At 32.6% G+C, this 11,199-nt stretch carries 17 protein-coding genes and 1 pseudogene; 12 read left to right on the forward strand and 6 right to left on the reverse strand.

Annotated features, from left to right (window positions below; translation table 11 throughout):
- Positions 1 to 43 precede the first annotated feature (43 nt).
- The 8 genes and pseudogenes from PQO00_RS20455 to PQO00_RS18555 all read left to right on the forward strand — a co-directional run bounded on the left by PQO00_RS20455 (position 44) and on the right by PQO00_RS18555 (position 4,802).
- Positions 44 to 235, forward strand: a complete 192-nt coding sequence (locus PQO00_RS20455) for an NAD(P)H-dependent oxidoreductase (protein ID WP_369128020.1) — start codon at positions 44 to 46, stop codon at positions 233 to 235.
- Positions 201 to 593 (forward strand): annotated as a pseudogene (locus tag PQO00_RS18525) (ATPase); the annotation flags it as partial. The gene PQO00_RS20455 and the pseudogene PQO00_RS18525, both read left to right, overlap by 35 nt.
- A gap of 41 nt (positions 594 to 634) precedes the next feature.
- Positions 635 to 1,144, forward strand: a complete 510-nt coding sequence (locus PQO00_RS18530) for a hypothetical protein (RefSeq protein ID WP_274186349.1) — start codon at positions 635 to 637, stop codon at positions 1,142 to 1,144.
- 110 nt (positions 1,145 to 1,254) lie between these two features.
- Positions 1,255 to 1,518, forward strand: coding sequence for a helix-turn-helix transcriptional regulator (locus PQO00_RS18535; RefSeq protein ID WP_274186350.1), 264 nt, complete (start codon positions 1,255 to 1,257; stop codon positions 1,516 to 1,518).
- 1 nt (position 1,519) lies between these two features.
- Entirely contained in the window at positions 1,520 to 2,791 is a 1,272-nt protein-coding gene (locus PQO00_RS18540) for a type II toxin-antitoxin system HipA family toxin (RefSeq protein ID WP_274186351.1), read from the forward strand.
- A gap of 3 nt (positions 2,792 to 2,794) precedes the next feature.
- Complete coding sequence (locus PQO00_RS18545) at positions 2,795 to 3,211, forward strand: ATP-binding protein (RefSeq protein ID WP_274186352.1); 417 nt, start codon at positions 2,795 to 2,797, stop codon at positions 3,209 to 3,211.
- A gap of 16 nt (positions 3,212 to 3,227) precedes the next feature.
- A complete protein-coding gene (locus PQO00_RS18550; protein WP_274186353.1) occupies positions 3,228 to 3,875 on the forward strand; it encodes a hypothetical protein in 648 nt (215 codons plus the stop codon).
- Positions 3,876 to 4,256: 381 nt separating this feature from the next.
- Positions 4,257 to 4,802, forward strand: coding sequence for a hypothetical protein (locus PQO00_RS18555; protein ID WP_274186354.1), 546 nt, complete (start codon positions 4,257 to 4,259; stop codon positions 4,800 to 4,802).
- Positions 4,803 to 5,486: 684 nt separating this feature from the next.
- Here PQO00_RS18555 and PQO00_RS18560 read toward each other — a convergent pair.
- The 6 genes from PQO00_RS18560 to PQO00_RS18585 all read right to left on the reverse strand — a co-directional run bounded on the left by PQO00_RS18560 (position 5,487) and on the right by PQO00_RS18585 (position 8,562).
- A complete protein-coding gene (locus tag PQO00_RS18560; protein WP_274186355.1) occupies positions 5,487 to 6,425 on the reverse strand; it encodes a HipA domain-containing protein in 939 nt (312 codons plus the stop codon).
- Positions 6,426 to 6,504: 79 nt separating this feature from the next.
- Positions 6,505 to 6,843 carry a HipA N-terminal domain-containing protein gene (locus PQO00_RS18565; protein WP_274186356.1) on the reverse strand — a complete coding sequence of 113 codons (339 nt, stop codon included), beginning with the start codon at positions 6,841 to 6,843 and terminating at the stop codon, positions 6,505 to 6,507.
- Complete coding sequence (locus tag PQO00_RS18570; protein ID WP_274186357.1) at positions 6,830 to 7,048, reverse strand: type II toxin-antitoxin system Y4mF family antitoxin; 219 nt, start codon at positions 7,046 to 7,048, stop codon at positions 6,830 to 6,832. Before PQO00_RS18570 ends, PQO00_RS18565 begins: the two co-directional genes overlap by 14 nt.
- Before the next feature lie 330 nt (positions 7,049 to 7,378).
- Positions 7,379 to 7,549: a hypothetical protein gene (locus PQO00_RS18575; RefSeq protein ID WP_337992864.1), complete on the reverse strand. Its 171-nt coding sequence runs from the start codon at positions 7,547 to 7,549 to the stop codon at positions 7,379 to 7,381.
- A gap of 99 nt (positions 7,550 to 7,648) precedes the next feature.
- Complete coding sequence (locus tag PQO00_RS18580; protein WP_274186358.1) at positions 7,649 to 8,068, reverse strand: DUF5675 family protein; 420 nt, start codon at positions 8,066 to 8,068, stop codon at positions 7,649 to 7,651.
- A 2-nt stretch (positions 8,069 to 8,070) separates the two neighbouring features.
- The gene (locus tag PQO00_RS18585) at positions 8,071 to 8,562 is read right to left on the reverse strand and encodes a hypothetical protein (protein WP_337992865.1); all 492 of its coding nucleotides are present in this window, start codon (positions 8,560 to 8,562) and stop codon (positions 8,071 to 8,073) included.
- A gap of 100 nt (positions 8,563 to 8,662) precedes the next feature.
- Here PQO00_RS18585 and PQO00_RS18590 point away from each other — a divergent pair, with 100 nt between their 5' ends.
- The 4 genes from PQO00_RS18590 to PQO00_RS18605 all read left to right on the forward strand — a co-directional run bounded on the left by PQO00_RS18590 (position 8,663) and on the right by PQO00_RS18605 (position 11,168).
- On the forward strand, positions 8,663 to 8,839 hold the full coding sequence (locus PQO00_RS18590; protein ID WP_274186359.1) for a hypothetical protein: 177 nt from the start codon (positions 8,663 to 8,665) through the stop codon (positions 8,837 to 8,839).
- A gap of 27 nt (positions 8,840 to 8,866) precedes the next feature.
- On the forward strand, positions 8,867 to 9,178 hold the full coding sequence (locus tag PQO00_RS18595; RefSeq protein WP_274186360.1) for a hypothetical protein: 312 nt from the start codon (positions 8,867 to 8,869) through the stop codon (positions 9,176 to 9,178).
- Between the two features lie 127 nt (positions 9,179 to 9,305).
- Positions 9,306 to 9,872 carry an RNA polymerase sigma-70 factor gene (locus tag PQO00_RS18600; RefSeq protein ID WP_274186361.1) on the forward strand — a complete coding sequence of 189 codons (567 nt, stop codon included), beginning with the start codon at positions 9,306 to 9,308 and terminating at the stop codon, positions 9,870 to 9,872.
- Between the two features lie 111 nt (positions 9,873 to 9,983).
- On the forward strand, positions 9,984 to 11,168 hold the full coding sequence (locus tag PQO00_RS18605) for a FecR family protein (protein ID WP_274186362.1): 1,185 nt from the start codon (positions 9,984 to 9,986) through the stop codon (positions 11,166 to 11,168).
- The last annotated feature ends 31 nt before the right edge of the window (positions 11,169 to 11,199 follow it).

Here is an 11,199-nt window from a genome sequence, read left to right on the forward strand (position 1 = left end):
TCTTCTGATTTGTCTTATCTAGTAAGATAATAAATTAGAAAACATGAAAAAACTATTATGCATAGATTGTAGCCCAAGAATCAAAGGCTCACATTCTAGGTCAATTGCCAATTACTTTGAAAGTTGTTGGAAAAGTTCAAACCCTAATGGCAATATAATCTATAGAGATTTAGCTATTAATCCAATTCCTCATATAAAAAATGAAACTGTTAAGGCATATTGTGCCACATCATAAACCGTATGATGTTATTCCAGCTCGTAATATCACATTTTCATTCAATAATATTGGTTATAAAACCATAGAAGAGTATGGCAATAGTAATTTTTATTGCTTTGATGATTTAGGAGTAGAAACAACCGGGAGGCATTTCGGAAAAGACTGCAACGTCATGGGAGAAATCCTGTTATCACGTTACGATTTATTTATAAGAACTTGTCACCCCGAGCGCAGTCGAGGGGTCAAAACCCACGCCACCACCAACCTCAATGCCCAGGAATTAGAAGAAAGATATGGTAATCGTGTACGTTCAAGAATGCGTCAACTATTCAATTTGATTGCTTTTGATAAAGAAAGTGTGGATAAACGAAGTTAATTTAATTAATTTTAACGGTATCAATCATTTTATAAAGCGTTATGAAAGAGTTTGCTTATTTTGTTTATTTAAGCGAAATAGTTTTTCAGATAAAAATTGCCCAACGAGCAGCAAATCGTCTACCTGTAGATCCTGGTAATTTTGACCACATAGAAGTTTGGTGTTCAATTCAATCTATTCTTGTGGCAACGGGAAATGTTTCTAAAATACTATGGCCTATATCAAAAAAAAGTAAAGAACGAGGTGAGAAGTTGCGAGAAATGCTTTGTATAGATGAAAACAATATTATTGCTGATAGGAATCTTCGAAATCACTTTGAACATTATGATGAACGCATTGAAACGTTATTCGAAAATCAATCAAGTGTTAGTTATATTGATCTTGCTTTCAACCCTTTTAAACCAGAAAAGTGGGAAATTCCAAAATATTATCAAAGAGCATATAATCAAGTTGATAGAATATTGACATTTCGAAATGAAACGCTTGATTTAAAAGAAGTTCTTATTGCTCTTGAAAGCATTAAAATAAAATGTAGAGCTTATGTCCTGTAAAGTTTATTGCTTTTGATAAAGAAAGTGTGTGATTTCAAACAATTAAATAACCATTATATTGGTTTTTAAAGACAAAAAACACTATATTTGACTGTTTTAATGGTTTTTTTATGTTAGATATAGTTACAATAAAAGATGTAAAGGTAAAGTTAGGAGAAATTTGTAAACAACAACGTAAAATTCACGAATTATCACGTGAAGATTTAGCTGATGCATTGGATGTTTCTCGAACAACTATTCAAAATTTTGAAAATGGTAATAATACAACATTAGATACCGTATTGAAAATTGCAAATCATTTTGACTTGTTAGAAAGCTTGTATAAATCATTAAAGGATTTAGAAGATGCTAATAATTTAAATTCATTGTATTAGTATGTCTGAAAATAATATAATAGAAGTCATATTATTTGGTCAAGAGATAGGGAAACTGGGCTATGATGTAGACAAAAGGGCATCCTATTTTCAATACAATCCTGATTTTTTAGAATCCAATCAATACACGAACATTTTCCCCTATGTATTTAAGCGAATAAAACAAGTACAAGTATTTAATAAATTTGAAGGGGAAACCTTTAGAGGCTTGCCACCAATGATTGCCGATTCTTTACCGGATATGTTTGGAAACATCATTTTCAAGGAATGGTTTGAAGCTAAAAATAAAGAATTCAAAAAAATAGCACCATTAGAGCAGTTAACCTATGTGTCTAATCGTGGTATGGGAGCATTGGAATATCACCCTACGGCGGAAATCCCAAAATCATCAACAATTAATATTGATGAAATTGTTGAAGTATTGAATAAAGTGTTGGATTTAAAAAATGAAACGGCGGCAGAAGCATTGAACGATGCGGCACTGTTAAATATATTCAAAATAGGAACTTCTGCAGGAGGCGCACGTCCTAAAATTTTAATCTCTGAACATAAAGGGACAGGCAAAATCATTCCTGGAGACATTGAATATAGTGAGGGCTATAATCATTATTTGGTCAAATTAAGTATAAATGAAGAATGGGGCTATAACAAAGAAAAGGTAGAATATGCATACTATCTATTGGCCCAAGAGGTAGGAATCCAAATGATGCCTTCCAAATTAATTGATAGCAAACATTTCGCTACCCTACGTTACGATAGGCAAAACGGAGAAAAGCAACATGTACTCACAGCAACTGGGTTGACGGGTTGGGATTTCAAAAAAACAGATGATGCTAGTTATGAAAATGTATTCAAATTAGCGTTAGACCTTAAAGTGCCCTACAAGGATATCCAAGAATTGTTCAAACGGATGGTGTTTAATCTTGTTTTTGCGAACACCGACGACCACTTAAAGAATCACAGCTTTATATACGATAAAGAAACCAATGCTTGGGGTTTGGCACCGGCGTATGATATCACCTATCCTCTAAATATTAATGCTGCTTACTTGAGGATAGCTCGAGTTTTATCCATAAATGGTAAAAGAACTGATATTGGATTGGAAGATGTAATGACAATAGCTGAAACCTTTGCAATTAAAAATCCCAAAGGAATTATTAAGGAAGTACAAGAGGTAATAAATAGTTGGGATAGTATCACCAAAGAATTGAATATACCAGAAAAGGTGAAAGATGGAATTAAAAAGGAATTTTTAACATTGTTTAAGGAATAGATTATGGATGAAAATAAAATAAGAAATGAATTGGCTAAAGTATTGGCTGATGATCCCAATAACTACTCTAAAATTCTAGAATTATCTTCAAAATTAGTAAGTTTTGATGAAGATAATGTGCGTTTTTCTGTTGATGCAGGTGTCATTGATAGACTTGGAACTGAATTAGTAGCTAGGCAGGAAACCGCAGTGTCTGAATTAGTGAAAAATTCTTATGATGCCGATGCCATAAAAGTTATTTTAAAATTTGAAGACTCTGATTCTGTCGGAGGTATACTATTTATTGATGATGATGGTTTAGGAATGACAAAAGATCAACTTATAAATGGTTTTATGAGAATCTCTTCGACTGACAAACTCCGAAATCCATTTTCTGAAAGGTATAAAAGAAAACGAGCTGGACAAAAAGGAATTTATTGATTTTGATTATTCAAATTTGAATGATTTTGATGGTTGGCAATTAGACGATGCAAAAATGCAGCTAAATGTAGACAGAATTGAAAATACGGGCAAAAAGCTTGGGGATTTATTTAATATCAGGAATGGCTTTGCAACACTACGTAATAAAATATATCTATTCAAGCCAATAGATGAAGATGATGATTTCTATTATTTTGAAAAGGATTCAGTAAAGTTTAGAGTAGAAAGGTCTATTTGTAGAGATGCAATTAAACCTAACATTATAAAAGACGAATCAGATTTGGAAGTATTTAATGAAAAACTCATTTTTCCTTATCAAGTCATAGACCAAGCAAATAATGATTTATTTCAGGAACAATCTAATCGACTGATTCGTGTACTAGATTCTGATATTTTTGAACGTAATTTTTCAAATGCATATAATTACCTAAATATTTACAGAGAAGAGTTAGCTAAAAGGGACAAAGGTCAAAGAGATTATGAAACATGGTTTGCTTATGGAAGAAGTCAAGCTTTGAATATTCGTGGTTTTAAATTACTTTTTCCATATATTTCAGACCAACCTTATTTTGTTTATACTAATACCAATTATGAATTAAAATACGCAATTCAAACACATTCATTAATTCGTTTTATCACTTTACTCCTCATTTCCATAGCTTAGGCTATGCAAATAACACGTAGCAGGCAAAAACAAAAAAGCAATATCGTTTTCTGTAGCTCATTTTAATTCATAATTGGTATAATAATGAAGACTTATTATTCTATAATGGTTATGCAATAGTATCTGATTCTGAAGAAGATTTAAAGTTTATTCAAAAAGTGTTAAAAACTGATGTTTTTTGGTATTATATAAAACATACGAGCAAACCATACTCAAGTAATCATTATGCTTTAGCAAAAAATTACATTAAACACTTCAGCATTCCGGAATTTTCGATTTCTGAAAAAGTATATTTTATGAAATTAAAAAGAAAAAGCTCAATCAACAAGTTTTTGCTGAATAAATACAATATCACAGAGATTGAGTTATAATAATGATCGTATGCTTCAAGATATTACTTATAAAACTATTAAAAAAAATGAAATTCAAAATGAATATAGAACTATAGTTGGAGATTTTTTAAAAAAGCAAAATAAAGTAATTGGTGATCTATATATAAAAGCTGATAGATGTAAATTAATATGTATTGCTTATTCTGAAGAACAACCAGTAGCAATGGGAGCTATTAAACCAAAAATAGCTTCAGATTTTTCAAAACAAAAAGCAAATCTTCTTGATAAAGCAAGTGAATTTGATTGGGAGCTAGGCTACATATATACCGATGATAAATTTACAAAAAGAGGAATAACAAGAAAGATCACATACATATTGCTAAAAGAATATGGAAGTGATAATCTTATGGCATCCACAGAAATCAATGATAATCCCGGAATGGTAAAAATCCTAATAGAGAATGGTTTTAAGCATTATGGTTCTTTATGGAAAAGTCATATTCACAAAAATGATTTAGGCTTGCCCTGGCTTGCTTGTCGAAAGCTCAAAACCCTCTGTCTTTTGGTTTGTTCCGCTCTCCAAACGCTCTTGTAGTTTTTGGCTGCCAACCCTCAAACAGCACATTGCTTATTTTGTTTAATTGTTTATTTTAAAAAGAAATACAACAAAAAAGACAAATGAGTAGCATTCACGAACAGCTTAATTTAAAATAGAAATGAGGTGAGTAAAGAGCTGTTCCCAACGCTCACGTCAAAAACTACCCAAAGCTATGTTTACATAACGGGTAGTTATAGTAGCATTCATTCACTTTCTGTACTTATAACGCCATTATGTAAAATATCGGCTTGCCTTTGCCCTCAAATAGGAACTAAAATTCAACAGCCGATATTCATGAGCACCTCTAAAACAATAGAAATGTGGCGAACTAAATATCCGACATTCCCCACGCTCAATTCAGAACTGATATTGATATTTAGAACATCCAAGATTGCCACTTTTCCCCGGACCGAGCTTTAAAAAAGCATTCAGTGGATGCTTTTAGCGAAGGGGCCAGCTGGCGCGATGAAAACGGTGTAGGTTACAGCAATTATTAATGTTCGCCTTGTGTCTGCGGTAGGATGCATTACATTCGCTCAATCCCTTGTCAGGGAATCGTTCTTTTCATTTACCCACCTCAACACCGCTCATAAAAAAAGAGCATTTAAAAAAAATGCCCTTTATTTATCTTTCCAACCGCTTAACATCAATAATCACTTCCACCTACGACACTTTGCCCCGTTAAGTGAGTCGTTCATATCTTGTTTCCAAAATATCTTTGTAAGTGGTTTTCATATCATCCGATAAAAAGGAATTATCAATCCATTTAATGGCTTTAGGTTTATTTTTGAACATACGCTTAAAAACACCTTGTATTTGTCTATCGGTTAACCCAAGTGCTTGTCCCAAATGCTCAAAATGTACTTTTTTAAGTTTTCGTTTTTTCCCTTCAAGGGTAAGTGCCAATTCTTCGGTATCTTCAGGAAGAACAATACACACGTTTAACAAATCGTAAGCAGGAGCCAATATCCAACCCGAAGGACTTTCTATCATGGAAAAGTTTTTCAAGTGCATGTCATTGTTTCCTGTTAGAAAACTAAAGATGGCCATTTCAAAATAGAAGATTTTATCCAACAAAGTATTATTAGAATAACTGTCCAAGGCTTTACCAACTTTTTCCATAGAGCTTTTATACTTATCAAAAGCTTCTGTTATTTGAAACATATCCAACATATGGATTTTCTTTCCTTTTTCAGTTCTATCGATACGTTTGGTAACATAAGACAATTCACCAGAAGCCAATTTTATCAAACTTGACGGCACGACCCGTATGCCAAAAGCTTCCGCAATCCGCATAGTCAAATGTTCGTTCTCTGGCATTTCCGGAAATTGATGGGATGGTGGTTTAAATATATACTGACCACCAAGTGCACCTACAACGGTTAAACGTGTATCGGCTTGTTCTTGTGTTTCTTTTACTAAAGACATTGATAATTTAGGTTGCACACCAGGTACAGCAACACTACGCTCAACAACACTCTTTGCCAATTCTGCCATTTGGTCTATAGTGTAGGGGATTATTGGAGGTGTGGTAGTGCCAAAGAATTCCATAGAACATTTTTCATGAAAATCAGTGCCATTTTCAAGTGGCTCATAACAATATAAACATCTACGCTTCATCTATTTAAAATTTCGTTAGCCACATGGTCAATATTTAATTATTTCGAAAGCTAATAACTAGCTCATAGTTTAATGCCCATTATGGGCTTTCATCGTCATTAGTTTTAGGTACAACGCTTACCCCCCCAATACAATTCTGGCAACAGGCTAATAATAACCCCATGCGGTCATTTCGGTTTATTTTCCAGTTTTTTGATGCAATATCCAGTAACCAACCTTCAGGTATTAATCCTTCAAAAAAGGGAAATAATTTATTATCAGTATAAGCTTCATTCCTAACAGGCATGGTAAACGTTATAAATTCAGAAGGATGAGCTTCTATATAAGTTGCATCATACTGAAAAACATAATCACCTTCATCAGTTTCAATAATAGTTCCTGCTAAATAATCTTTATAATATACATTACCTTGTCTCATCGTTCAATGCTTTACTATTTACAGGAGCTAGCTCATGTCCAAACATAGCAAGGACAAGATTAACCTTTTCCATGTTAAGCTTGGTTTTACCTTGTTCTATTTTTCGTACTACTGTTAAAGCAACACCAGCTCTGTCGGCAAACTCTTCTTGTGTAAGCCCAACTTCTTTTCTTCGCTCTTTAACAAATTCTGCTAATGGTTTCATCTTATATTTATATTATAATTATATGCTTTTACATATAATTTTAAACAAATATACACAATTATATGCTTTTACATATAATTTCAGTTAAAAAAGATATAATTATATGCTTTTGCATATAAAAGTGAAGTGTAGATTTTATAATTAATTAAAAAGATTGGAGATAAAAAAGCCCAGAAAGATCTTGGGTTTATATTTACATTTTGAGTTTCTTGATAAACTTAATAATAGATTTGAATAACATAGAGGCAATAAAACTGACCAAAGTCCCTACAAATGCCAAAACAATAGTGGTAACCAAGTCCTCAACACCAATAAATGACAGATTTGGTGTTATAGTCCATTGTCAATCTCATCAGTTCCTGTGTTTTTATCATCAGTGACAACCGCTTGACTTGCTGCGGTGGCCACAGTTCCAGCAACGGTCATATAAGTGGCAATGGTTACGACTATAGCAGGCATAGAAATAGGCGCAGCTATGATAGCACCACCTGCAGTAGCCAATGCAATACCAATATTCCGTAAAGTCTTGAAAAATTTGGGTGTTGGTTTTTTATAACGTTCTACAATGTTCTTAATTAAAAAAGGTTTTTTTAAGCCCTTTTAAATTCCCCCTTCGGGGGTTAGGGGGCTTTTAATAGTTAATAAAATGATTTCTTTTCGGTCTTTAGCTTGATACAACAAAGCCAACAGTTTTTGCATAGCATTTTTAGAGTAAACACCTTTTCCAATTCCACTCAAATAAGTTACTGGAGCGATACATCCTTGAAGCTCTTTTAAGGCATCATTCGCAGGATGAAACAGGATAAAGCTTCTGTCTTTTGCATCCTTCAAAATCAAATGATGCTTAAAACGTTTAGAAAATCGTGGTTCAATTTCATAAACACCTTCAGGAATACAGGAGATATTTCGCTTGTTATCATTCCAGGGCAATTCGATGGTATGACAAAGGAGCTTACCAGAATAAAAGAGAGCACCATTGGTGCCCTCTTCAAAATAGGCTCTATGCAGTACTAATTCCATGCTTACGGAGTATCTACAATAACAATCGCTAAAGCGTTGTAAGCACCGTTCTTAAGCCCGTACATTTGTCCGTTTACCTCTTGGTAAAACTCAATACCAAGCGCTTGAACAACAGGCAAAGTTGAGTTAGCCGTCAAAGAAGCTGTCAAGACAATAGCTGCAGTATCAGCAGCAGTGTAAGGTAGAATTGCAGTCTCATCATTTTCAAATGTTGAGGTTTCATTCTCAAAATCCAACTCAGAAGCACCCATGACCACCTTAAAATGGGTTGTTCCGGTAGGAGCTGCGATTCTAACTGTTGGAGAAAACGCATCAAGATTAGCAGTAGCATCTCCAGAAACACGGTCAAAGGCTTTCGTAAACGGAGCAAAAAGCATAGTACCTAACTTTCCGTTCAAATTGAATTCAAAGCTTTCTAACAAGCTCATATCACCATCTTGAATGGTTCGTAAACCTCTTTCGTTTGTGGTGTCGGTTTTGGTAACTGCAACCAAAATTTTTGTCAAACGGGAAACCACACGTTTGTCCTTTGCATTTTGCAAAAGAATACGAATCGCATTTCGTAATAGTTTACCACCTTTACCAGCTCGTCCAATGGATTTAGGCCCTGACAACAATAAAATTGTATTAGGGTTTGAATATACGGTTTCCTATACTAATTTTCTGGGACTTGGAACAGATTATACCGCTTTTTCCGCAAGTGAAAAGGTTAAGATAGATGGTGAAAAGAAAAAAAAGCTTAGAGAATTAAATGAGTTTCTAAAGAAATAGTTTTATAAATACTTCTACATTCATAAGATGTCTTTTGAATATGGCAAAGCAACCGAAGCAGTTAACGAAAAAAACTTTATTGACTCAAAAGATGAAACTATTAGTATTAAGGATGTTATTAGTTTTAAGTACATCAGTGCAAGACGAGATGTAACCAATAAAGAAAAGGAAAACACACTCTCCAAACAAACATCCAGCCTTTATAAAAAGAAAGAAGATAATAGCGACAAAAATCAAGCTACTGAAAATTTCAAAGACCAACTTTCAGAAACCGATAGTACATTGAGCGATACATATAAAGACCTGTTTTTTGGAACACATCATGCAGCGCTTTTTTAAAAGATATTATTTGATCAACTTATTTATATTTTTTAATAGAACGTTATTAAATTATTATAATAATTATAACAATTATAACAATTGTTTATTTTTACAGTGTAATCAGGTTCCCTAACTTCCCACATTAATGACTAATAAGGACAATGAAATATTTGACCGTCTTAAAAATGACGACAAAAAAGCTCTTACGGAACTTTATAATAGTTATTGGAAGCCCTTATTTATTTCGGCTTATAATTTATTAAAAGACAAAGAAGTTTGTGAAGAAATCATTCAAGATGTATTTATAGACTTATGGAACAGCAGAAAGAGGTTACAAATAAATATTTCATTTCAATCTTATTTATATGCATGTACTCGGTATAAGGTATTCTCACAATTTAGAAAAAAGAAAATAATAAAAGTTGAGCTATTTGAAGACTTAAAAAGGAGGTTTCAATTAACGACACCGGAAACTGAAATTATGCACAAAGAACTAGTTTCTCAAATCGATGACATTATAAATACGCTTCCTAAAAAATGTAGGATAGTATATAAACTAAGTAGGCAAAAACAAATGACTCATAAGGAAATTGCTCAAAAATTGAATATTTCCAGCAAAACGGTTGAAAATCATATAACCAATGCACTTAGAACTTTAAAAGCAGCTTTAGGCTACACATTTAGTATTGTAATAATCCTCAGCGATTTTTAAAGGTTTTTTACTTTATACTAGTACTACATATTTCTACTTTAAATAAAAGAAAATAAATTATTTTTTTGGGGGATACTTAAAAAAAAAGACACTTACTTAATAACTACGATAATGACAAATTTAGATTTGATGAGCAACGATTATATAGATAAGAAAGATTTCCAAACTCTTATTGAAAAATATTTAGACGGTAAAATTGATTTAGAGGAAGTGAAATTACTGGTAAACTACTATGAAAGCTTCCAAAAAAACCATGATTGGGTTGAGGCTTTAGGCTCAGAAAATACGATTAAGCAAAAAATGCTAATAAACATTCTTGAAGCACTTCAAGAAGATGACGTTAAAGTAATACCATTATATAAACGAAATATATTTAAATATGGCGTTGCGGCATCTTTAATTCTTTTTATAGCATTCAATTTTGTTTTTAATAAAAACAATAAATTAATTACAAATTCTGAAAGCCAACCTACTATTGTTAACAACAACATTAAAATAGGCACAGATAAAGCCACCTTAACTTTAGAAGATGGCACTAATGTTATTTTAGAAAAAGGGCAAAACTATACAGCGAATAATATAGAAAGTAATGGCGAAGACATTATTTATAAATCCACCAATGCTCCAAAATCTAAAATAGCCTACAACTATTTAACTATTCCTAGAGGTGGGCAATATCATATTGTTCTAGCTGACGGTACAGAAGTTTGGTTAAATTCTGAATCTAAATTAAAATATCCTGCTTCTTTTGTTGATGGAAAAACCAGACGGGTAGAACTCGTATATGGCGAAGCTTATTTTGATGTGTCTCCAAGTACAAACCATAATGGTTCTAAATTTAAAGTGCTTTCTGGTATTCAAGAAGTAGAAGTGCTTGGGACTGAGTTTAACATCAAGGCCTATAAAGATGAAAACCTAATCTATACCACTTTGGTCGAAGGAAAAGTTTCTGTAGATAATACGAATGGTACGGAGCTGTTAAAACCTAATGAACAATCTGTTTTAAATAAAGAAAACAAAGATATTCTTATTACAGAAGTAGATGTACAGTCAGAAGTAGCTTGGAAAAAAGGACTGTTTAGTTTTAAGAACAAATCTTTAAAAGATATTATGAAGGTTTTGTCAAGATGGTATGATGTAGATGTGGTTTTTGTCGATAAAACACTTGAGGATGTACAATTTAAAGGTGTGTTAAGCAAAAATCAAAATATTGAAGAAATTTTAATACTAATTAAAAACACAAACTTTATTAATGCCTATGAGATAAACAATAACACAATAACAATAAGACACTAAAAACAAAGGGAACAAAGTTTCACCGTCCAAA

Source organism: Flavivirga sp. 57AJ16 (assembly GCF_028736925.1).
GTDB lineage: Bacteria > Bacteroidota > Bacteroidia > Flavobacteriales > Flavobacteriaceae > Flavivirga.